The sequence below is a fragment of the Curtobacterium flaccumfaciens genome, from assembly GCF_018598405.1.
GTDB lineage: Bacteria > Actinomycetota > Actinomycetes > Actinomycetales > Microbacteriaceae > Curtobacterium > Curtobacterium aurantiacum.
On record NZ_JAHEWS010000006.1, the window covers coordinates 59,216 to 81,384 of the forward strand.

The 22,169-nt window shown below is 71.0% G+C and carries 20 protein-coding genes; 13 read left to right on the top strand and 7 right to left on the bottom strand.

The window, feature by feature from the left end; all coding sequences use genetic code 11:
- Positions 1–148: 148 nt before the first annotated feature.
- Positions 149–841 (top strand): NUDIX hydrolase, encoded by a 693-nt coding sequence (locus KK097_RS05440; RefSeq protein ID WP_307858336.1) that lies wholly within the window; start codon positions 149–151, stop codon positions 839–841.
- Here the strand turns inward: KK097_RS05440 and KK097_RS05445 are convergent.
- Positions 753–1,982: an ROK family protein gene (locus tag KK097_RS05445; RefSeq protein ID WP_214543967.1), complete on the bottom strand. Its 1,230-nt coding sequence runs from the start codon at positions 1,980–1,982 to the stop codon at positions 753–755. The genes KK097_RS05440 and KK097_RS05445 overlap by 89 nt on opposite strands.
- A gap of 132 nt (positions 1,983–2,114) precedes the next feature.
- Here KK097_RS05445 and KK097_RS05450 point away from each other — a divergent pair, with 132 nt between their 5' ends.
- The 6 genes from KK097_RS05450 to KK097_RS05475 all read left to right on the top strand — a co-directional run bounded on the left by KK097_RS05450 (position 2,115) and on the right by KK097_RS05475 (position 9,475).
- Positions 2,115–3,413 (top strand): extracellular solute-binding protein, encoded by a 1,299-nt coding sequence (locus KK097_RS05450; protein WP_214543968.1) that lies wholly within the window; start codon positions 2,115–2,117, stop codon positions 3,411–3,413.
- Positions 3,414–3,425: 12 nt separating this feature from the next.
- Positions 3,426–4,394: a carbohydrate ABC transporter permease gene (locus KK097_RS05455; protein WP_250896472.1), complete on the top strand. Its 969-nt coding sequence runs from the start codon at positions 3,426–3,428 to the stop codon at positions 4,392–4,394.
- Positions 4,394–5,308: a carbohydrate ABC transporter permease gene (locus KK097_RS05460; protein ID WP_214543969.1), complete on the top strand. Its 915-nt coding sequence runs from the start codon at positions 4,394–4,396 to the stop codon at positions 5,306–5,308. The genes KK097_RS05455 and KK097_RS05460 overlap by 1 nt, the downstream gene beginning before the upstream one ends.
- A 124-nt stretch (positions 5,309–5,432) precedes the next feature.
- Positions 5,433–7,091, top strand: a complete 1,659-nt coding sequence (locus KK097_RS05465; RefSeq protein ID WP_214543970.1) for a glycoside hydrolase family 13 protein — start codon at positions 5,433–5,435, stop codon at positions 7,089–7,091.
- A gap of 231 nt (positions 7,092–7,322) precedes the next feature.
- On the top strand, positions 7,323–8,258 hold the full coding sequence (locus KK097_RS05470; protein ID WP_214530951.1) for an ABC transporter ATP-binding protein: 936 nt from the start codon (positions 7,323–7,325) through the stop codon (positions 8,256–8,258).
- Complete coding sequence (locus KK097_RS05475; RefSeq protein ID WP_214543971.1) at positions 8,255–9,475, top strand: ABC transporter permease; 1,221 nt, start codon at positions 8,255–8,257, stop codon at positions 9,473–9,475. The genes KK097_RS05470 and KK097_RS05475 overlap by 4 nt, the downstream gene beginning before the upstream one ends.
- A gap of 26 nt (positions 9,476–9,501) precedes the next feature.
- On the opposite strand, the gene KK097_RS05480 is transcribed toward KK097_RS05475, so the two are convergent.
- Entirely contained in the window at positions 9,502–10,134 is a 633-nt protein-coding gene (locus tag KK097_RS05480) for a TetR/AcrR family transcriptional regulator (protein WP_214530948.1), read from the bottom strand.
- Between the two features lie 110 nt (positions 10,135–10,244).
- Positions 10,245–10,910: a nicotinamide riboside transporter PnuC gene (gene pnuC / locus KK097_RS05485; protein WP_214530946.1), complete on the bottom strand. Its 666-nt coding sequence runs from the start codon at positions 10,908–10,910 to the stop codon at positions 10,245–10,247.
- A gap of 393 nt (positions 10,911–11,303) precedes the next feature.
- On the opposite strand from pnuC, the gene KK097_RS05490 reads away from it, so the two are divergent.
- The 6 genes from KK097_RS05490 (at position 11,304) to KK097_RS05515 (ending at position 16,498) form a co-directional block, all read left to right on the top strand.
- Entirely contained in the window at positions 11,304–11,858 is a 555-nt protein-coding gene (locus tag KK097_RS05490) for an alternate-type signal peptide domain-containing protein (RefSeq protein ID WP_214530944.1), read from the top strand.
- A 45-nt stretch (positions 11,859–11,903) separates the two neighbouring features.
- Entirely contained in the window at positions 11,904–12,482 is a 579-nt protein-coding gene (locus tag KK097_RS05495; protein WP_214543972.1) for a TasA family protein, read from the top strand.
- Entirely contained in the window at positions 12,479–13,375 is an 897-nt protein-coding gene (locus tag KK097_RS05500; RefSeq protein ID WP_214530940.1) for a hypothetical protein, read from the top strand. Before KK097_RS05495 ends, KK097_RS05500 begins: the two co-directional genes overlap by 4 nt.
- Entirely contained in the window at positions 13,363–14,145 is a 783-nt protein-coding gene (locus KK097_RS05505; RefSeq protein WP_214530938.1) for a signal peptidase I, read from the top strand. The genes KK097_RS05500 and KK097_RS05505 overlap by 13 nt, the downstream gene beginning before the upstream one ends.
- Complete coding sequence (locus KK097_RS05510) at positions 14,111–14,542, top strand: hypothetical protein (protein ID WP_214543973.1); 432 nt, start codon at positions 14,111–14,113, stop codon at positions 14,540–14,542. The genes KK097_RS05505 and KK097_RS05510 overlap by 35 nt, the downstream gene beginning before the upstream one ends.
- Positions 14,543–15,178: 636 nt before the next feature.
- Positions 15,179–16,498 (top strand): GNAT family N-acetyltransferase, encoded by a 1,320-nt coding sequence (locus KK097_RS05515; protein ID WP_214543974.1) that lies wholly within the window; start codon positions 15,179–15,181, stop codon positions 16,496–16,498.
- A gap of 182 nt (positions 16,499–16,680) precedes the next feature.
- On the opposite strand, the gene KK097_RS05520 is transcribed toward KK097_RS05515, so the two are convergent.
- From KK097_RS05520 to KK097_RS05535, 4 genes are read right to left on the bottom strand one after another with little or no spacing between them, the layout of a single operon-like run.
- Positions 16,681–17,685, bottom strand: a complete 1,005-nt coding sequence (locus KK097_RS05520) for an ABC transporter permease (RefSeq protein ID WP_214531127.1) — start codon at positions 17,683–17,685, stop codon at positions 16,681–16,683.
- Complete coding sequence (locus tag KK097_RS18605) at positions 17,682–18,617, bottom strand: ABC transporter permease (RefSeq protein WP_214543975.1); 936 nt, start codon at positions 18,615–18,617, stop codon at positions 17,682–17,684. The genes KK097_RS05520 and KK097_RS18605 overlap by 4 nt, the downstream gene beginning before the upstream one ends.
- Entirely contained in the window at positions 18,614–20,344 is a 1,731-nt protein-coding gene (locus KK097_RS05530) for a dipeptide ABC transporter ATP-binding protein (RefSeq protein ID WP_214543976.1), read from the bottom strand. The genes KK097_RS18605 and KK097_RS05530 overlap by 4 nt, the downstream gene beginning before the upstream one ends.
- On the bottom strand, positions 20,341–22,008 hold the full coding sequence (locus tag KK097_RS05535) for an ABC transporter substrate-binding protein (RefSeq protein ID WP_214543977.1): 1,668 nt from the start codon (positions 22,006–22,008) through the stop codon (positions 20,341–20,343). Before KK097_RS05535 ends, KK097_RS05530 begins: the two co-directional genes overlap by 4 nt.
- Between the last annotated feature and the right edge of the window lie 161 nt (positions 22,009–22,169).

The window sequence follows — 22,169 nt, forward strand, 5'->3', positions numbered from 1 at the left end:
GCCCGCTGCGAACGAGGCACCGGGGCGCTTCCGGTTCCCACAGTTCCCACCTGTGCGGCGCTCAGGTCGCACTCGAACAACACCAAGCAAGGCATCCGGTGCGACGGCGCCGCCGGACCGCTCGTGGGCGCGCACCTAGGGTGAACGGGTGACGCACGACGGATCGGTACGGGCTGCACTCGCGGCGGTCGCAGCGGACGGCTGGGGTGACGGTGGGCCGCTCGTCGAACCCGGCAGCACGGCCTCACCCCGACGGGCAGCGGTCCTGATGCTCTTCGGCGCGCTCGACCACACCCCGAGCGACCGACCGGCGGCAGCGCCCGGCGTCCCGCGGGACCTCGACGTCCTGCTCCTCGCCCGGGCCACGACCCTGCGCGCGCACGCCGGCGAGGTCGCGTTCCCCGGTGGACGCATCGACCCCGGTGACGCGGACGCCGTCGCCGCCGCACTCCGCGAGGCGCAGGAGGAGACCGGTCTCGACCCCGCCGGCGTCGAGGTGCTCGGCGCGCTGCCCGCCGTGCCCCTGGCGTTCTCGAACCACCTGGTCCGGCCCGTCATCGGCTGGTGGCGCGACCCCTCACCGATCCGTGTCGTCGACGAGCACGAGTCGGCGGCGGTGTTCCGGGTGCCCGTGGCCGACCTGCTCGACCCGGAGAACCGCGGCGTGACCGTGATCCGGCGCAGTGGTCAGGAGTGGCGCGGGCCGGCGTTCACCGTCGAGGCCGACGGCGACGAGCACCTGGTGTGGGGCTTCACCGCGATGCTGCTGGATGCATTGTTCGACCGGCTCGGCTGGACGGAACCGTGGGACCGGAGCCTCGAGGTGCCGCTGCCCGACTGAGCACCGGGAACGACAGCGGGTCGGCCCGCACCGCGTCGACCGCGTGGGCCACGGCCCCGATGACGACGACGTCGGCCCCGAGCGACGACGCGACGAGTTCGGGCACCGGGTCGAAGTGCCCCTTGGCGAGCAGGTCGCGCGCGCGGTCGATCACGGCGACCGCGGGCTGGGCGATCGCGCCGGCGACCACCACGCGGTCGATGTCGAGCAGGCTCGCGAGCAGGACGCAGACCCGGGCCAGGCGGTCCCCCAGACGGTCGACGATGGTGCGCGCGACCGGATCACCGCTCCGTGCGGCCGCGAACACCAGGGCGGCGTCCGCGGCGAGCGCGGCGTCCGTGGGGATGTGCCCCGCGACGACGGCGTCGGCCACGAAGGTGCGGGCGACCGCGCCGATGCCGTCGGAGGAGCCGACACCCTCGACGAGTTCGAGCACCCGCATCTCCCCGGCACCACCGTGGGCACCGCGCAGCAGGACCCCGTCGACGACGAGGCCCGCGCCGAAGCGTTCGCCGGACAGCAGCGCCGCGAACGAGGCGTCACCCGAGGACGGCCGCTCGGCGAGCGCGGCGAGGTTCGCGTCGTTCTCGACCAGCACACGCCCGTCCGGCACGGCGTCGGCGAACCCCGGGTTCATCCGGACCCAGAAGCCGCCGTCGTCGGGCGAGGCCCCGGCGGCGTCGACCGGCGCCGGGATGCCCACCACCGTGACCAGGACCCGGGTGCGGTCGACATCGGCCGAGGCGAGTGCGGCGGCCACGGTGTCGGCGAGGACCCCGAGCCGCACGGGCACGTCGAGGCCCGATTCTCCGAGCGCCCCTTCGGCGCGACCGAGCACCGTGCCACGCAGGTCGGCGACGAAGGCCGTGACCCGGTGCTGGCCGGCGTCCACACCGACGACGACCCCGGCGACCGTGTCGAGCTCGTAGCGGCGGGCCGGGCGTCCCATCCGGTACTCCCCCGCAGCCCGGGCGTCGTCGAGCTCGCGGAGCCAGCCGAGCCGCACGAGTTCCTCGGCCGCCCCCAGCACGGTCGACCGGGTCAGCCCGGTGGCGTCGATCGCCTCGGTCGCGGTGAACGCCGACGAGTCGAAGGCGTACGCGAGCAGCGTCTCTGCGCTCGTTCCACGGGGTGGCGGCATGTCGTGACCCTATCGCGCGACGAGTTCCTTGCGGAATTAGATTTTCTCGCTACATTTAGTTGCGCGGGTGGCATCGGAGCCACGCGCGGGACGGAACGGCAGGGACGCCGGGTCCGGACGGACGGAGACGACGTGCAAGCACACGCCACCGCCAGGAACACAGCTTCGGTCAGCCGACGCGGGTTCCTGCTCGGAGCGGGCGGTATCGGAGCGGGCCTCGCGCTCGCCGGGTGCGCCCCGATCGGGTCCTCGAGCGCCAAGCCGGAGACCATCACGTTCTACGTGTCGAAGCCCGAGGTCATCGGCTACTTCGACGACGTCATCGCGCAGTTCCACCAGACCCAGTCAAAGGTCCGGGTCGTCCGCGACTCGACCTCGAGCATGTCCGCGAACTTCGTGCGGAACCGGCCGCCGGACCTCGGCTGCTGGAACTACAACTTCTCGGTCGTGCCGTTCGTCGAGCACGGTTCGCTGACCGACCTGTCCGACCTGCCGCAGGCCGACACCATCAACCCCGACCTGTGGCCGCTCATGGAGCAGACCGCGGACTACCCCGGCCGGAAGAGCGCCCTGCCGTACTCGGTGACCGCCGCCTCGGTGATCTACAACCGGGCGCTCTTCGCGGAGCAGGGGCTCGAGATCCCGACGACGTGGAGCGAGTTCGCGGATGTGTGCGAGCGCCTGACCAAGGCCGGCATCGCGCCGATCTACGGCACGTTCAAGGACAACTGGACGATCGCGCAGGGCATGTTCGACTACTCGATCGGCGGCATGATCGACACCCCGGCGACCTTCGAGGCCCTGCGGCGCGAGGGCACGAACGTGGGCAAGGGATCGGCCGTGTCGTTCGAGCGCGACCTGCGGAAGCCGATGGAGCGCATGGTGCAGCTCCGGGCCTGGCACCAGGAAGGTGCCGCGAGCCGCGGGTACGGCGACGGCAACCTCGCCTTCGCCCAGGGCAAGGCCGGCATGTACCTGCAGGGACCGTGGGCGCTCGGCGAGATCGCCAAGACCACGAAGGACATGGACCTCGGCACCTTCCCGCTGCCCGTCACCGACGACCCGGCCGACCGCAAGGTGCGCGTGAACGTCGACCTGGCCCTCTGGATCCCGGAGGCGTCGCGCAAGCAGGAGGCCGCCCGCGAGTTCCTGTCGTTCCTGATGTCGAAGCGGGTCAACGACGAGTACAACGCGGACAACAACGGCTTCGGCGTCCGGAAGGACGCTCCCCCGGCGTCGAACCCCGCCCTCCGTGGCATGCAGTCGTACTACGACGACGCAGCCTTCTACCTCGGCGCCTCGCAGCTCATCCCCGCCGAGATCCCGGTCGCGAACTACGCGCAGTCGATCGCCTTCGGCGGCGACCCGCAGCGCCAGCTCCGCACCCTCGACGCCGACTGGGCGCGTCTCGCGCTCCGCACGGCCGCGTAAGGAGACGTCCGAATGGCAACCACGACCACCGAATCCATCACGACGGCGGACCGCTGCCGCCGTGGCGGAACCGCCCCGGGCCTCCAGGCCGGACGACGGAAGGGACTGCCGGGCGGACGCCGCAAGCCCCGCGTCGACCCGCTCTTCCTGGCGTTCCTGCTGCCCACCCTGGTGCTCTTCACGCTCGCCATCACGCTGCCGGCGGTGATGGGCATCGTGCTGAGCTTCACGAACTCCGTCGGCTTCGGCGAGTTCCGCTTCACCGGGCTCACCAACTACATCGCGGTGTTCTCCGACCCCGCGATCCTGCAGGCGTACCTGTTCACCCTCGGGTTCTCGCTCGTCACCGTGATCGTCGTGAACGCGATCGCGTTCCTGCTGGCCATCGCGCTCACGTCGAAGATCCGCGGCAAGATCGCGCTGCGTGCGGTGTTCGTGCTGCCGATGGTGATCTCGGGGATCGTCATCGCCTACGTGTTCTCGTTCCTGTTCGCGAACAGCCTGCCGGCCTTCGCCACCGCGATCGGCTTCGGGCCGCTCGAGCAGAGCATCCTGGCGAACCCCGACCTGGCCTGGCTGGCGATCGTGGTCGTCACCGCCTGGCAGGCGATCCCGTCGACGCTCCTCATCTACATCGCCGGCGTCCTCTCGATCCCCGGCGAGGTGTACGAGGCAGCCGCCCTCGACGGTGCCAGCGCCTGGCGGCAGCTCGTCTCGATCACCGCACCGCTGACGGCGGGCTACATCCTGATCAACCTGGTCATCGGGTTCAAGAACTTCCTGAACTCGTACGACATCATCGTCGGCCTGACCGACGGCGGCCCCGGCACCTCGACCACCAGTGTCGCGATGTCGATCTTCAAGGGCTTCAACGGCGGCGACTACGCCTACCAGATGGCGAACGCCACGATCTTCTTCGTCATCGCGGTCGTCATCGCCGTGATCCAGCTGCGGGCGACCCGCGGGAAGGCAGCGCTCTGATGTCCCTGCAAGCACCCCTGCGACCGGGGACCACCGCGACCGGCAGCATCCGTTCCGTCGACGCCGACCGGTCCTCCGGCTCGGGCAAGGCCGGCCGCGGTCGTTCGAACTGGCCCGTCACCGTCGTCCTCGTGCTCTGCGCACTGTCCGTCCTCGTGCCGCTGTACGTCACCCTGACGATGGCGTTCAAGACCACCGGGCAGGCGGTCGACGGCAACGCGTTCTCGTTGCCGGCACCGTTCAGCGTCGACGGGTTCGTGCAGGCATGGCAGCTGACCGACTTCCCGCGTGCCTTCGCGGTCTCGGTGTTCGTCGCGGCGATCACCGTCGTGGGCACGATCCTGCTCGCCTCGTTCACGGCCTACGCGATCGCCCGGAACTGGGACCGCCGACTGTTCCGCTGGTCGTTCTTCTACCTGCTCGCCGCGATGTTCCTGCCGTTCCCGGTGCTCGCGCTGTCGCAGGTGAAGCTCACCGGGCTCGCACACCTGGACAACCCGCTCGGCGTCGCGATCCTGCACGTCATGTTCCAGCTGTCCTTCAGCGTGCTGCTCTTCACGGCCTTCCTGCGCTCGATCCCGGCGGAGCTGGAGGAGAGTGCACGCATCGACGGTGCGAGCACGGGGCAGGTGTTCTGGCGACTCGTGTTCCCGCTGCTGGCACCGATGAGCGCCACCGTCGGCATCTTCGCGTTCCTCGCGTCCTGGAACGACTTCGTGATGCCGTCGCTGATCACCTCCGACCCGGCGCTGCAGACCCTGCCGGTGCTGCAGCAGATGTTCCAGACGCAGTTCAGCAACAACTACAACGTGTCGTTCGCCTCGTACCTGATGGCGATGGCCCCGGCGATCGTCGTCTACCTCGTCACCCAGCGGTGGGTGATGGCCGGCGTGACCCAGGGCGCCATCAAGTGACCGACACCGCCGGTGCAGGCCCGACCGAGATCGCCGGTGCAGGCCCGACCGACACCGGCGGTGCGGGCCGACCGACACACACCCCACGAACCCGACGAACCCCCCGACCCACGAAAGGCCCGACGTGACCGACACCCTCGCCCAGTCAGCCACCACCACGAACGACGAGACCTGGTGGCGCCAGGCCAGCGTCTACCAGATCTACCCCCGCTCGTTCGCCGACGCGAACGGCGACGGCATCGGCGACCTGCCCGGCATCACCGAGCGGGTGCCGTACCTGGCATCGCTCGGCATCGAGGCCGTCTGGCTCAGCCCCTTCTACCCGTCCGCCCTGGCCGACGGCGGCTACGACGTCGACGACTACCGCGACGTGGACCCGCGCCTCGGCACCCTCGACGACTTCGACCGGATGGTCGAGGCACTGCACGCCGCCGGCATCCGGGTGATCGTCGACGTCGTCCCGAACCACACGAGCGACCGGCACGAGTGGTTCCGCGAGGCGCTCGCAGCACCCAAGGGCTCCCCCGCCCGCGACCGCTACGTGTTCCGCGACGGCACGGGGCCGTCCGGCGAGGAAGCCCCCGCCGACTGGATCTCGATCTTCGGCGGCCCGGCCTGGACCGCCGTCGGCGACGGCCAGTGGTACCTGCACAGCTTCGCGAAGGAGCAGCCCGACCTGAACTGGGCGAACCGCGAGGTCCGCGACGACTTCCTGCACACCCTGCGTTTCTGGTCCGACCGCGGCGTCGACGGGTTCCGCATCGACGTCGCCCACGGCTTGGCGAAGGACCTGGGCGAGACCCTGCCCACCTGGGCCGAGCTCGCCGAGCTGCCGAAGGACGGCACGCACCCGCTCTGGGACCGCGACGACGTGCACGAGATCTACGCCGAGTGGCGGACGGTCTTCAACGAGTACACCCCGGCCCGCACCGCGGTCGCCGAGGCCTGGGTCCCCGCCCACCGCCGCGCCCGCTACGCCAGCGCCGAGGGGCTCGGTCAGGCGTTCAACTTCGACCTGCTCGAGGCCGACTTCGACGCCGCCCAGTTCCGCACGATCATCGAGTTCAACCTCGGGCTCGCCGAGCAGTCCGGCTCGTCGACCACGTGGGTGTTCTCGAACCACGACGTCGTCCGGCACGCGACCCGCTACGCCCTGCCGCCCCGCGCCGGCGGGACCGACAAGCAGGGCAGCGCCTGGCTGCTCGCCGGCGGTTCGCAGGACGCGCTCGACCGGTCGCTCGGCCTGCGTCGCGCGCAGGCCGCCACGCTGCTCGAGCTCGCCCTGCCCGGCTCCGCGTACCTGTACCAGGGCGAGGAGCTCGGCCTGCACGAGGTCGGCGACATCCCGGACGCCGACCGCCAGGACCCGGCGTTCTTCCGCAACCCGGGCGTCGACGTCGGTCGTGACGGCTGCCGCGTGCCGATCCCGTGGACCCGCTCCGGCCCGTCGTTCGGGTTCGGTCCGGACGGCTCGCACCTGCCGCAGCCTGCGTGGTTCGCGGACTCCAGCGTCGAGGCCGAGGACACCGACCCCGACTCCACCCTGAACCTGTACCGGAAGGCGCTCGGCCTGCGCGGCCAGTTGCAGTCGGAGGAGCAGCTCGAGTGGATCGAGACCGGCCGCGACGACGTGCTCGCGTTCCGTAGGCCGAACGGCTGGACGAGCGTGACCGTGTTCGGCGACGAGCCCCTCGCGCTGCCGGCCGGCGAGCTGCTGCTCGCCTCGGCCCCCGTGGTCGACGGCGCCCTGTCGGGCGTGGGGACGGCCTGGTTGCGTTCCTGACGCGACCCGCGCCCTCGGCGCGACCGGATGACGGTCTGGAGGCGCGGTGCCAGCTGGCACCGCGCCTCCAGACCGTCTGTCGGGGCGTACCTGGGCGAAACGGGCATACCCGGCGGAAGCGGGCGTACCTGCCGGAAGCGGGCGTACCGGGTCGAGAGTTCCGACCAGGTACGCCCGTTTCCGCAACCCATCGCGGCCGTTCTGGGAAGAAACCACCGGTAGGGTCGCCGCATGAGCGGGGCGAGCATCGGCGTGCAGGACTTCGTGATGCGGTTCGGGGACCGCAACGTGGTCGACGGACTGTCGTTCGACGTCGCTCCCGGTGAGACGTTCGGGCTGCTCGGCAGCAACGGCTCCGGCAAGACCACGACCATCCGGGCCCTGCTCGGCATCACCACGCCGACGTCGGGGACCCTGACGATCGACGGCCGCCCCTACCGGCCGGCCACCGGCGGCATCGGCTACCTGCCCGAAGAGCGCGGGCTGTACCGCAAGGAGTCGGTCATCGACGTGATGACCTACTTCGGGCGCCTGCGCGGGCTCCGCGGCGCCGAGGCGACCGCGTGGAGCATGGACTACCTGGCGCGCGTGGGCCTTGCCGACCGTGCGAAGCTGCGCGTCGACAAGCTCTCCGGCGGGCAGCAGCAGAAGGTGCAGCTCGGCATCACGATCATGGACCGGCCCCGGCTGCTCATCCTCGACGAACCGACGAAGGGGCTCGACCCGGTCAACCGGCGGCTCCTGCTCGACCTGGTCGACGAGCGGAAGACCGACGGCGCCACCGTGGTCCTCGTGACGCACCACATGGACGAGGTCGAGCGGCTCTGCGACCGCATCCTGCTGCTCAAGGACGGCCGGGCCGCCGCGTACGGCTCGGTGCCCGACGTGCAGGACGCCTTCGGCGGTGCCGTCGCCCGCGTGGGGCTCGACGGCCCCGTGCCGCGGTCACAGCTGTACCGGCTCGCCCGGCACGAGGGGCACGTCGCGTACCTCGTGCCGACCCAGGCCGCCGCTCCGGACGGCGCCGACATCCTGGCAGGACTCATCGCGGCCGGGGTGCACGTCACCGCGTTCGAGATGCGCCGGATCCCGCTCGACGAGATCTTCGTGCAGGTGTACGGGCACGACGCCCTGGCCGCTGCGTCCGCCGACGGAGCCGCCGCGTGAGCAACCTCGGCACCGTCGTGCGCTTCGAGTTCGTCCGGGCGGTGAAGAAGCCCGCGTTCTGGATCGGCACCCTCGCGCTGCCGGTGGTCATCGTGGTCGTGTCGCTGCTCGTCGGCATGGGTCAGGCGGCCGGCACGAACTCCGTGGTGTCCGGTTCGTCGGCCACGAAGACCCCGTTCCACTACGTCGACGAGTCCGGCCTGGTGTCCGAGTCCGTCGCCGCGAAGTGGGGCGGGACTCCGTCGACCGACGCCGCGGCCGACCGGGCCGCGGTGCGCTCCGGTGACCTCGACGCCTTCATCGTGTTCCCGTCGTCGCCGTCCACCACCGCGATCCGCGTCGACGCCGCGGACCGGGGGCTGTTCGCCAACGGGGTGTACCCGTCGCTCGCCGAGCGGGTGCTCGAGCAGAGCGTCGCCGCGTCGGTGGACGACCGCGAGACCGTCGAGCTGCTGCGCAGTCCGCCCGCCACCGACGTCACCACCTACGCGGACGGCCGGGTCGCGCCCGGCTGGTTGTCCGTCGTGCCGCCGTTCCTGTTCGTGGCGGCGTTCTTCGGGCTCGTGATCCTGCTCGCCGCGCGGATGGTCACCGTCGTGGTCGAGGAGAAGGAGAACCGGATCTCCGAGATGATCCTGACCACGGTCACCGCGGGCGACCTGATCCGCGGCAAGGTGATCGCGATGCTGCTCGTCGGCTTCGTGCAGGTCAGCGTGTTCGTCGTGCCCGGGTTGATCGGGCTGCTCGTCGCGCTGCCGCTGGTGTCGTCGCGGCTCGGCGGCCTGACCGTCGACCCGTGGCGGATGGTCACCGGGGCGCTGCTGCTCGTGGGCGGCGTACTGCTCGCTTCCGGGCTGTTCGTCGCCGTCGGGGCCGCTGTCCCGTCGATCAAGGACGCCTCGGCGCTGCAGTCGGCCGCGATCTTCGCGCTCATCATCCCGCTGTACGCGGCGTTCTTCGTGATGACGACACCGACCTCGCCCGTCGCGCAGTTCTTCACGTACTTCCCGACCTTCACGCCGATCACCGCGATGGTGCGGAACGCGGTCGGTGCCCTCACCGTGACGGAGTCGGTGGTCTGCATCGTCGAGGTGTTCGTCGTCGCCGGGCTGCTGCTGTGGTTCGCCGAGTACCTGTTCCGGCACTCGGTCGCGCAGTACGGGTCGAAGGTGACGGTGCGGCAGGTGCTGTCGTGGCGGCGGGGGCGGCGGGGCTGACGTCGGTCCGTCGCCGCCCAGGCGGGTCAGACGCGGACAGGTGCCTCGTCGAGGTCCCACGAGGGGACGGCGTGCCGCTTCCAGCCCTGGCGCAGGGTGTTCGCCGCCCGGTCGAACTCGACCAGGACGTCGATGTGCGGGCGGACGAGCATCTGGATCTGCAGCCCCTCGTACATCGCCAGCAGCTGGGTGGCGGCCTGGTAGGCCGGGATGCCCGCTTCTTCCGCGCCCTGGTCGAAGTCGCGCTGCAGGCCGACGGTCAGCTGCTCGGCGTACTCCTCGAAGCGCTTGCGGAACAGTTCGGCGAACCCGGAGTCCGAGCTCGCCACGGTGATGAGTCCCGCGAGCACCCGGACGAGGCCGGGATCGGCGACGTCCTCGGCGAGGGTCAGGCGGACGTGCGCGATCGTGCACGTCGGGGGGTTCCTGCGCCGCGTCCCCCGCAGCTGCGACCACCGGTCGTACGTAACGAGCAGCAGACCGTCCCAGGTCGGGAACAGCCGCTCGACGGTCTCGAGCGGGATGCCCGCGACCTCGGCGATGACCGCGGCGTCGACGGCGTCGAACGGGTGCAGTCGGTAGGCCCGGATGGCCGCGCGCACCGTGCGTTCGGCGAGGGACTCGTCGTCCTCGGCGCGTTCGGCATGCAGCGGTTCCATCAGACCATCACAGCGCATCGCGGCGGGTTTGTCTCGTCCCAGACCGGGGGCCGTGCTCCTGCTCGGGTCAGCCCGTGGCGCGATCGGTCGGCCCGGGCTGCGCCGGCCGGTCAGCCGACGGTGATCGGCGCCGCCGGCGGACGGACCCGCTGGCGCATCCACACGAAGAACCCGGTCAGGGTGAACACCCCGTAGAAGACGTACATCAGGCCAGACGCGTAGTACCCGGCCGAGAACAGCAGCGGGACACCGACCAGGTCGACCGCCACCCAGACGAGCCAGAACTCGACCCACCCCTTCGCCATGCCGTAGGTGGCGAGGAGTGAGCCGACGAAGATCCACGCGTCGCTCCACACCGGCTCGTAGGACCCGAGGGCTCGGAAGACGGGGGTCAGCAGGGCGGTGCCGCCGACCAGGCCGACGACGAGCAGCAGACGGGTCCGCCAGGAGGCCCAGTGCGGGTCGATCACGGTCGTCGCGTCCTCGGGGCGGTGCGTCCACCGGTACCAGCCGTAGATGCTCACGATGATGAACATCACCTGACGGCCGGCCTGTCCGAGCAGGTTGACCGGGTTCGGGGTGTCGAACAGCGCCCCCATGAAGACGGTGAACAGCAGCGCGTTGCCGATCAGTCCGACCGGCCAGGCCCACACCTTGCGGCGCATGCCACCGAGGGCGCTGAGCAGCCCGAAGACGTTGCCGATCACCTCGCGCCAGAGCACCGTCTGGTCGCCGATGACGATCTGCGCGTCGAACAACCAGCGCACGATGTCCATGGGCCCTCCTCGTTTCCGGACGGTGCAACGGCGAGCGGCGTACTCACATTCCTTGCGATTGCGCCATGTTTTCGTACAGTGCGCACCCAGAAACTGGGGTACAAAACGTGTCCTCCTTCTCGGGGACTCAAATACCCCCCGTTCTGGGGTCTTGGTGAACGATCGTTCTCGCTTGTCCGCACTTTGGGGGACGAGTACCGTCGTCACCAGAGCGAGTCCAGCCCGCCCGAGCAGCAGCACATGCGCTCCGAGGCCCGGCGACCGTTCTCGGCACCGGTCAGCCGCGACCCCCTCCAACCACTGGGTCGATGACAACCTCCCCACCGGAACGACGCCCGAATGTCACCGGTGGGCTTCAGCGTGCCCGGGCACGCAGGAACGGATCCACCCCTCATGCACAAGATCGTCACCGGGGCCATCGCCGGCGCAGCAGGCGTCGCCCTCCTCCTCGGCGGTGCCGGCACGTTCGCCCTCTGGAACGCCAGCGCCTCGAGCGCCGCGTCCTCCGTGAACGCCGGCACGCTGACGCTGAGCGCCAACAACGACGGTGCCTGGACGGACATCACGAACGGTCGTTCCACCGCGATCGACCCGACGAAGGCCCTGATGGTCCCGGGCAACACGTTCCAGTTCACGCAGACGCTGAACATCGGCGCGACCGGCCAGGACCTCAAGGCGAACCTGACCTACGCCAACCAGAGCATCACCGGCGACGCCGCGCTGCTCGCCGCCACGACGAAGACGCTGGCCGTGACCTCGTCGAGCGCCTCGGTCGTGCAGTCCTCGTCGAACGCGAACACCTTCGTGGTCTCGCCGTCCGCGTCGACCTCGACGGTCAAGGTCGTCTTCACCGTGACGCTCCCCGCCTCGGCGACCACCGGCCAGGGCGGCTCGATCAACCTGAGCGCGCTCGCCTTCACGCTCACCCAGACCGCGATCGGTTCCTGATCCCCCGATCGCACCCCACCGACCACGACGACCAGGAGCAGCCACATGACCGCCACACCACGGACGACGGGACGCCACCGCGCAGCCCGACGGCACCGCTGGGTGTGGCCGGTCGCGCTCGCCCTGGTCGTCGCGGTCGGCACGGCGCTCCTCGGCACCGGCGGCACGTACGCGCTGTGGAACGGGACCGCCAGCACCTCGGGCACCGCCGTGCACTCGGCCACGGCGACCATCACCGTCGGCAGCACGACGGCGATGAACACCGCGGTCCTCGGGCCCGGCACGAGCACCACCGGCACCTTCACGGTACGGAACACCGGATCGATCCCCCTGTCGATGCGCGTCGCGACGACGTCCGCGAAGTCGTCCGTCGCGGCGGCGACCGGTGAGCTGACGCTGCACCTCGCGATGGTGTCGTCGACCGCGAAGTGCGTCCCCGGGCTCACCGGCACGAGCGGTCGGCTCGCCGCCTTCGACACCGGCACCGGTTCGTTCACCCTGCCGGCGGGAACCAGCGGGATCGGGTGCCTCGAGATGGCACTCGACGCCGACGCCCCGCAGTCCGTCGCCGGCGCCACCACCGACCTCACCCTCACCGTCACCGGAACGCAGGTCTCCGCTTGAACCGCCGCCTCCGACTCCTCGTCGCCGCGCTCCTCACCGCCGTGCTCGTCGGTGGCACCTCGAGTGCCGCGTGGGCGGTGTGGAGCTCGGCCAGCACCACCGCCGCGAGCACCACGATCGGGAAGGTCGCCGCGTCGATCAGCGGCACGAGCGCACTCACCACGGCGTTCTCGGCGAGCGTCACCTCGACGACGAAGCCGATCACGCTGACCGACTCCGGCACCCTCGGCGGCAGCGCCACAACCACGGTCTCCGTCGTCTCCGGCAGCTCGGCCGCACTCGCGAAGGCCGTCACCGTCGTCGCCTGGCCGGTCACCTCGGCCGCTGCCTGCACCACGAGCACGGCCGTCGGCAGCGGGTCGGTCACCGGCAGCTGGGCGTCGTTGCCGAGCATGACCGCGAAGCTCGCCGCTGGCGCCTCCGCCGTCTGGTGCACCCGCAGCACCCTGCAGTCGTCCGCCCCGGCCGGTTCGACCGCCAAGGTGAACGTCAACCTCACGGTCACGAGCGGGACCTGGACCTCCGGTGTCGTGACGGGCGGCTTCACCCTGACCACCCCGGCGGCGACGGTCGACGCCACCCCGTCGCTCGTCTGCACGGACCACGGCGGCTGGTACGTCGAAGTGCGGTGGGACGCCGCGAACCGCCCGATGGACACCTGGTACGGGGCCTACGTCGGTTCGACCCCCGTCGGGCACAAGGCGCAGGACTACTCGGCGTTCATCACCATCGCGCCGCCGGACATCCCCACGAGCGCCGGCACCGCCGGCACGCTGACCGTCACCGTCAAGGTGCTCGACAGCGCCGGCAACCCCACGACCACCGTCGCGGGCACCGGCAAGGTGACGCTCTTCACCCAGGACAACGGGGCGGCGATCCGATGCGGCGTCTGAGCCCCAGGGCACCCAGGACCGGGTGGCGTGCGGTCGTCCACGCGATCGCGTTCGGGGTCAGCACCGGACTGCTGCTCATCGTCGCGGGCCTCGCCGTCGTGCTGATCGTCGTGCCGAAGGCCACGGGCTCGATGCCGCTCACGGTCCTGACGCGGTCGATGGAGCCGACGCTGCCCCCCGGCACCCTGCTCGTGGTCCGTCCGACCCCGGTCGAGGACATCCGGGTCGGCGACGTCGTGACCTACCAGATCGTGTCCGGGCAGCCCGCGGTCGTCAGTCACCGGGTGGTCTCGGTGGCCTCGTCGTCGGACGGCGAGCGGACCTTCGTGCTCAAGGGCGACAACAACGCCGAGGCCGACCCGGCACCGGTCACCGCCGTGCAGATCCGTGGCGTGGTCTGGTACTCCGTGCCGGAGATCGGCATCGTCAACCAGGTCGTCAACGGGTCGCGGAGCTGGCTCATCCCCGCGGTCGCCGGCGTTCTCCTGACGTACGGCGCGGTCATGATGACCGCCGGCTTCGTCAGCACGGCCCGTCGTCGCCGTGCCGGCACCGTCCGCGGACGCCGCAGCGCAGCGCACCACGTCGAACGGACCACCACCGAGACCACGACCACCACCCGGTCTAGGCTCGGTGGACGTGACGGACGGAGTGCAGCGGGCGCGGGAGCTCCTCGACGCAGCGGCCCGACGGCTCCGCGCCGCGGACGTCCCCGACGAAGCACTCGGCGAGTACGTGCAGCCGAAGGCCGTCCTCGGGATCCGTCGTGACCCGACGATGCGGCCGCTCGGCCGTGTGTGGCGGGTCGGCGCGCTCCTGATCGGGGCGTCCCCCGAGACAGCCGGCCGCGTCTGGGCCACCGGGTCGATCACCCGCGTCACCGAACCGGGGCGGTCGCAGTACCAGTCGGTCTCCGCCGAGGTCCGTCGCGCCTACCGTGCCGCCGCCGCGAAGGGCCACTTCACCGCCGGGGACACGGTCAACCACGGTGCCGTCGCCATCCCCGTCGACGACACCCTCGTCGGTGCCGAGGGTGTGCTCGTCGTCGCCGACGACGTGCCGCTCGTCCGCTGGTCCCCCGCCGCTGGCGCCGCAGTCCCCCTCGCCGACTACCTGGACGACCGCGTCGGACTGCTCGTGGAGCCCCCGCGCGGCGCGACCGACTGACGCGTCCACGCCCGTCGCACGGTGCGGGGTTCGTCGTGCGGTGCGGGGTTCGTCGTGCGGTGCCGGTTCGTCGCGCATGCGCACCGTGCAGTGCCGGAGGCTCCGTGCGCGTTCCCGCTCCCGGTGCGAGCTCGTGCCCAGAGCCACGGAACCGCACCGTGCCGGATCACCCGACCCGTGCGAACTTACCCGCCCCGTGCCCCGCCACGACCCCGCACCGAGCCACCTCCACCGCGCCGACCCACGAACCCCGCACCGTGCGGCTCCGGGCGAGCCCCCACTGACGCGGCCGCGAAGTCGCACGGTGCTGGGTTCGTCCGTGCGCTGCCGGTTCGTCGCGCATGTGCACCGTGCAGTGCCGGAGGCTCCGTGCGCGTTCCCGCTCCCGGTGCGAGCTCGTGCCCAGAGCCACACAACCGCACCGTGCCGGATCACCCGACCCGTGCGAGCTTGCCCGCCCCGTGCCCCGCCACAACCCCGCACCGAACCACCTCCACCGCGCCGACCCACGAACCCCGCGCCGTACGCCGTACGCCGTACGCCGTACGCCGTGCGACCCGACACCCAACTCCCGGCATGTGACGGACGCACCACAGCGTCTGTCGCGACGTCACCCGGCCCCGATAGTGTCGGAACGTGAGCAACGACGCATTCGACGACCGCTACGAGCTGCGCGAGTTCGCGCCCGGGACGGACGACAAGGGGGCACCGAACGCCGACACGGCTGCGTGGATGCAGGCCGTGGGGATGGGGTTCCACGAACCCTTCCCGGACGACGAGGGCGCAGCCCGCATGGCGTCCCACTTCATCGCCGACGAAGAGACGTTCCTCGGCGTCTACGTGCGCGAGCCGTTCCCGGGGTCCGTCGACGAGACGTGGCCGGCGGGCACCTTCACCTGGTTCCGCAAGGCGCTGAGCTGGGGTGACGGGTCCTCCGTCGACACGCAGGCGATCTCCGCGGTCACCGTCCGACCGACCGAGCGTCGCCGCGGCATCCTGCGGCGGATGATGACGCACGCGCTCGAGCGCGGCGTCGCCGAGGGCTACGCCGTCGCGTCGCTGACCGCGTCCGAGGGCACCATCTACCGTCGCTTCGGCTTCGGCTGCGCCGTCCGCGAGCGCGCCGTGCACGTCCGCCGTGAACGGGCGCTCCCCCTCCTCGTACCGACGTCCGGCACGGTGTCGGTCGTGACGCCGCAGTGGCTCGCCGACGGTCCCGGCAAGGCGGTCTTCGACCGCTTCCACGTCCGCACGCCCGGCTCCATGGTCCGCAACACCGGCACCTGGCCGATCGCGTTCGGGCTGCTCGGGCACGACGGACAGAAGGCGAAGGACGTCCGTGCCGCCGTGCACCGTCCCGACAGCTCCGACGAGCTCGACGGCTACGTCACCTGGCGCGTCAAGGAGGGGCAGGGTTCCGACACCTCGATCGAGGTCGTCGACCTGGTCTACGCGAACGATGCGGCCTACATCGCCCTGTGGGAGTTCCTGCTCTCGATCGACCTGAACGACGTCGTGAAGTACACCCGCTCGCGCCTCGACGACCCGATCGTCGCGGCGCTCGGGGACAACCGGGCGTACGACGTCGACCACGAAGAAGACCACGTCTGGCTGCGGGTGCTCGACGTCGCGGCGGTGCTGACCTCGCGGCCGTTCGCCGTCGACGGGTCGCTGACACTCGGGGTCACCGACGCGCTCGGCTTCACCACCGGGACGTACCGCCTCGACGTCCAGGAGGCCCGTAGCACCGTCACGCGCATCGCCGACGACGTCGACGTGGCCGGTTCCGACGTCCAGCTCGACGTCGCGGAGCTCGGTGCGCTGCTGATCGGGTCGGTCTCCCCCGTCACGCTGGCGGCGGCCGGGCTCGTCCGCGCCGCTGACCCGGCGTCGGTGGAGCTGCTCCGGGCGATGCTGCTGCCGCCGCGGACGCCGCACGGGATCACGTACTTCTGATCGACGTCGCCCGCGCAGGCTGAGGCGTGAGCTGAGGCGTGAGCCTCGCACCGTGCGAGGGGCGGGCGCCCTCTCGCACCGTGCGAGGGGCGGGCGCCCTGGTGCGAGGTTCCCGATTCCGTGGCATGCGGACGACCTCACACGGAGTACGGAACCTCGCACCACACGAGCGGGCAGCGGCCCTACGTCCGGCGCCGCACCCTCGGGTCGACGAACGCGTAGACCACGTCGACGATCACGTTCGCGGTGACGATCAGCAGCGCCGAGAACAGCGTGAAGCCGACGACGACCTGCAGGTCGAGCGTGTGCACCGCGTCGATGAGCAGCGCGCCGAGTCCCTGCATCGAGAACACCTTCTCGGTGATGACCGCACCGCCGAGCAGCGACCCGAGGTCGAGCCCGAACAGCGTCACCACGGGCAGGATCGCGGTCCGGAGTCCGTGCCGCACGACGACCTGACGCTCCCGCAGCCCCTTGGCCCGAGCGGTCCGCACGAAGTCTTGCGACATCGACTCGAGCATCTCGCCACGGGTCAACCGGGCGTAGATCGCGGCACTGATGAACGCGAGCACGCACCACGGCAGGACCAGGTGGGTGAACCAGCCGACGGGGTCGTCGCTGAACGCCACGTACCCGCTCGTCGGCAGGACGCCGAGCACGAACCCGAACAGCAGGATGCCGAGCAGCCCGACCAGGTACGTCGGCGCCGAGACCCCGGCGACCGCGACCGTCATCACGGCCCGGTCGACGAAGGTCCCCCGGCGCAGCGCCGAGACGGTTCCGCCCACGACCCCGGTGACGAGCCACAGCACGGCGGCGCCGACGGCGATCGAGGCGGTGACGGGCAGGCGCGACAGGATCAACTCGGTGACGCTCTCGTGCAGCTGGAACGAGTACCCGAAACACGGCGCCGCGCACTCGATCACGCTGTTGCCGCTGCCGAAGGTCCGGCCGGTGAAGATCCCGGCCAGGTAGGCGCCGAACTGCGCGAGCCAGGGCTTGTCCGTGCCGAGGAACGCCTGGACCTCGCGCAGCCGGTCCGGGGTGCACGGCTTGTCACAGATCGCCCGCGCCGGGTTGGTCGGCAGCAGCATGAACAGCGCGTAGGTGATGGCCGCGACGACGAGCAGCACGACCGCGGCACCGAGGACGCGGATCGCCAGGAACCGCAGGGTCGCGGCGTTCACCGGGTGCCCCCTCGCGGATCGAGGGCGTCGCGCAGAGCGTCGCCGAGCACGTTGAACGCGAGGGTGATGAGGAACAGGGCCACTCCGGGGAACACGAGGTACATGGGGTCGGTCTGCACCCAGCCGATGGCGTCGCCGATGCTGCGGCCCCACGACGGCGTCGGCGGGTTGACGCCGACGGCGAGGAACGACAGGGCAGCCTCGGCACCGATCATCGACGGGATCGAGATGGTGGCGTAGACGGTGATCGTCGCGGCGAGGTTCGGCAGCAGCTGCGTCCGGATGACGTGCCACCTCCCGGCGCCCATCGCGGTGGAGGCGACGACGTAGTTCCGGCTGACCAGCGACAGGGTCTGGCCCCGGACGACACGGGCGACGGCCGGCCAGCCGAAGAACCCGATGACGAGCACGACCAGGACCGGCTTGGGGAACGACGTCGGCACGATCGCGGTGAGGGCGATCATGAAGACGAGCGACGGGAACCCGAAGATCACGTCGACGACCCGCGAGAGCACCCGGTCGTACCAGCCGCCGAAGAACCCGGTCGTGACACCGACGAGCACGCCGATGACGATCGACACCAGCGTCGCCGCGAGCCCGATGCCGAGCGAGGTCCGGGCACCGTACGTGACGATCGAGAACAGGTCGCGCCCGGTCAGCGGCTCGACGCCGAACCAGTGCTCACCGCTGATGCCGCCACCCGGACCGCTGGGCGCACCGAACGAGTTGAGCGCGTCGATGTCGTAGGCGTACGGGTCCTGCCCGGAGAGCTTCGCGATGAGCGGTGCCGCCACGGCGACCACCAGGAACACCGCGATGACGATTGCCGAGGCCACCGCCCAGCGGTCCTGTCGGACCCGGCGCACGACGGCCCGGAAGCCGGTCGTGCGGCCCGACGGTGCGACCGGTCGGTCGACGACGTTGGCCGTCACGAGGCCACTCCTTCCCACGCGCGCCACGCCTCGCGGCGAGCGGCCTGTCGCACCGGATCGGCGACGGGCGCTGCGGCGAGGAGCATGCGCGTGTAGTCCTGTTGCGGGTCGTCGAGCACCGCGTCGGTGCTCCCCCGCTCGACGACCCGGCCGTCGCGCAGCACGATCACCTGGTCGGCGAGCTGGCGGACGACGGCGAGGTCGTGGCTGATGAGCAGCATGCCGAACCCGAACTCCTGCTGCAGTGCGGCGAGCAGGTCGAGCACGGCGGCCTGCACCGTCACGTCGAGTGCCGAGGTCGGTTCGTCGGCGATGACGAGTGCGGGCCGCAGCGCGAGCGCTCGTGCGACGGCGACGCGCTGCCGCTGGCCGCCGGACAGCTGGTGCGGGAACCGCTCGGCCCACGAGGGGTCGAGCTGCACCGCGGTCAGCAGCTCGCGCACCCGCTCCGCGCGCTCGGCGGCGGAGTCGGTACCGTGCACGAGCAGCGGTTCCGCGATGCTCCACCCGATGGTCTGCCGCGGGTTCAGCGACGACGCCGGGTCCTGGAACACGATGCCGACGCGGCTGCGCAACTCGCGCAGTCGTCGCCCACGAGCGGTGCGCAGGTCGCTGCCGTCCACCTCGACCGAGCCGGCGACGACGGGTACCAGGCCCGCGAGCGCCCGGCCGATCGTGGACTTCCCGGAACCGGACTCACCCACCAGGCCGACGGTCTCGCCGGCGTGCAGGTCGAGGTCGATCCCGGAAACGGTCGGTCCGCCTCGGCGCGAGTACCGCACGGCGACGTCACGCAGGCGCGCCACGGACTGTCTGGAGGCACGGCTCGCGTCCGCCTCGTCGCGCACCGCAGCGGTCTTCGCGCTGGGCGACACCTCACGCGCGCCCGGAGCCGTGACCTGTCGCTGGGCGCGTGAGCCGGGCTCGCCGGCCCTGGCGTCCGGCGCCTCCAGACTGGGGACGGCCGCGAGGAGCTCGCGCGTGTAGTCGGCGGTCGGGTTTGCGAAGACCTCGGCGACCGTCCCGTGCTCGACCGGGTCGCCGCCGCGCAGCACCAGCAGGTCGTCCGCGACGTCCGCCACCACACCCATGTCGTGGGTGATGAGCAGCACCGCGAGGGAACGCTCGCGGCCGAGTCGCCGCAGCAGGTCGAGGATGCCGGCCTGCACGGTCACGTCGAGCGCGGTCGTGGGCTCGTCGGCGAAGAGCGCGACCGGGTCACCGGCCAGGGCCATCGCGATCATCGCGCGCTGGAGCTGGCCACCGGACAGTTCGTGCGGGTAGGCCTTCCGGATGCGCTGCGGGTCGGTGAGCCCGGCGTCCCGCAGCAGTTCGTCGACGCGCGCCGTGACCCCCGCGCGGTCGAGCCCGGTCGGGTGTGCCCGGACCGCCTCGGCGATCTGCGTGCCGATCGACAGGACCGGCGTGAACGAGTTCATCGGCTCCTGGAACACCACGCCGATGCCCGCACCCCGGACGGCACGGAGCGTCTCGACGGGGGCACCGATGAGCTCCTCGCCCCGGAACCGGGCGCTGCCGGACACCGAGGCCTGCGGCGGCAGGAGCCCGAGCACGCTCATGGCGCTGACGGACTTGCCCGAGCCGGACTCCCCCACCAGGGCGAGGACCCGGCCGGGCGTCAGGTCGAAGGAGACGTCACGGACGACGGGCTCCGCGTCGCCGAACGCGACGCGGAGCCCCTCGACCTGCAGGATCGGTTCGGTCACTGCTTGAGCGAGACCTTGAGGTAGTTCGGGTACGCGGGGAAGTCCGCGATCTGGAAGTTCTGCACGTTCGAACCGGCGAGGAACGACTGCTTCGCGTAGATCAGCGGCACGACCGGTGCGTCGGCCATGATCTCCTGGTCCGCTTCGGCCCAGAGCTTCTGCGCGTCGTCCTGGTCGACCGTGGAGCTGGCCTTCGCGATGAGCGCGTCGACCTCGGGGTTGCTGTACTTCGAGACGTTGTAGCCGCCGCCACCGATCTGCGACGAGGCGTAGAGGGGCTGCAGGTTGGCGTTCGCGCTCGGGAAGTCCGGCTGCCAGCTCGACAGCGACAGGTCGAAGTCGGTGCCGTTGGTGGTCGCCTGCGTGAAGGAGTCGTAGTCCAGCGGCTTGAGCGTCACGGCGATGCCGGCACGCTTCAGCCCGGACTGCAGCGCCTGCGCCTGGGCCAGGTAGGTGGGGTCGTTCTGCGTGACGAGGGTCAGCTTGAGGTCCTTGACACCGGCCTCCTCGAGCAGCTGCTTCGCCTTGTCGACGTCGCCCGTGGCCTTCGTCTCGTACAGGTCGTAGTCCTCGCGGCCGGCGATGCCCGGGGTGATGAGCGTGGACGCGTAAGTGCCGGCGATCGCGCCGCCGGCGGCGATCCGGAAGGACTTGCGGTCGACCGCGTACTGCAGCGCCTGGCGGACCTTGAGGTCCTTGAGCTCACCGCGCTGCGTGTTGATCGCCATGTAGGTGATCGGGCCGGCCTTCGACGTGGCCAGGCGGTCCTGCGCAGCCGGGTTGCTGCGCACCTGGTTCAGCTCGGCGGCGCCGAGGTAGATGGCCCCGAAGGAGTTCTTGGCGTCGCCGTTGTCCGCGATCAGCGTCTGAGTGGCCGTGGACTGGTCCTGGCTCTCCTTGAAGACGATCTTCGACGGGCCGGCCGTGCGGACCTCGTCGGTCTTCGCGCTCCAGTTCTTGTTCCGGACGAGCGTGACCTGCGAGCCCTGGGTGTTCGACTGCACCTGGTACGGACCGGAGGCGACCGGCTTCAGGTCGTAGGCACCGGTGTCCTTCCCCTCACCCTCGGGCACCGGGGTGAACGCCGGCATCGACGCGAGCCACGGCCAGTCGCCGTACGCGTCGTTCAGCTTGAAGACGATGGTCTTGTCGTCCGGGGTCTCGATGCTGTCGAGCGACTTCCCCTCGAACGGGCCCTTGTAGTCGTCGCCGCCCACCAGGAGCGACTTGTGGTAGCTCAGACCACCGCTGAGGGTCGGCGCGAACGAGCGCTCGATGCCCCACTTGATGTCCTTCGTCGTGATCGGCGTGCCGTCCTGGAACTCGACGCCGTCCTTCAGCGTGTAGGTCCAGGTCTTGCCGTCGTCGCTCGAGACCCCGGTGTTGGTCGCCAGGTCCGGGACGACCTTCGCCGTCTTCCCCGGCTCGACGTCCCACGTGGTGAGCCGTCGGGCGACGAGACCGAGCGACGTGATGCCGAGGCTCTGGCTGGTCGCCGGGTCGAGGTGGAACGAGGTCTGCGGCGTCAGGATGTTCAGCGTGCCGCCCTTGGCCGTGCCCTCGGCACCGTCGTCGGACGAACCCCCACCCGAGCAGCCGGTCAGGACCAGGGCTGCTGCTGCGGCGACGGCCGCGGTGATCGTCAGGCGGTTGGGGCGTCTCATGACGGTGCTGCTCCTCGGGGAAGGGGGTCGCGACCACGGTGGCGGTCGCTGCGACGGCGGAACGGTTCACCCGCCGGGCGGCGTCCATCCTGACACCGCGACGGTGGCCCGTCCGAATCTCGCGCGCCTCGGACGACGCACGACGAAACATTGCAAGCGCC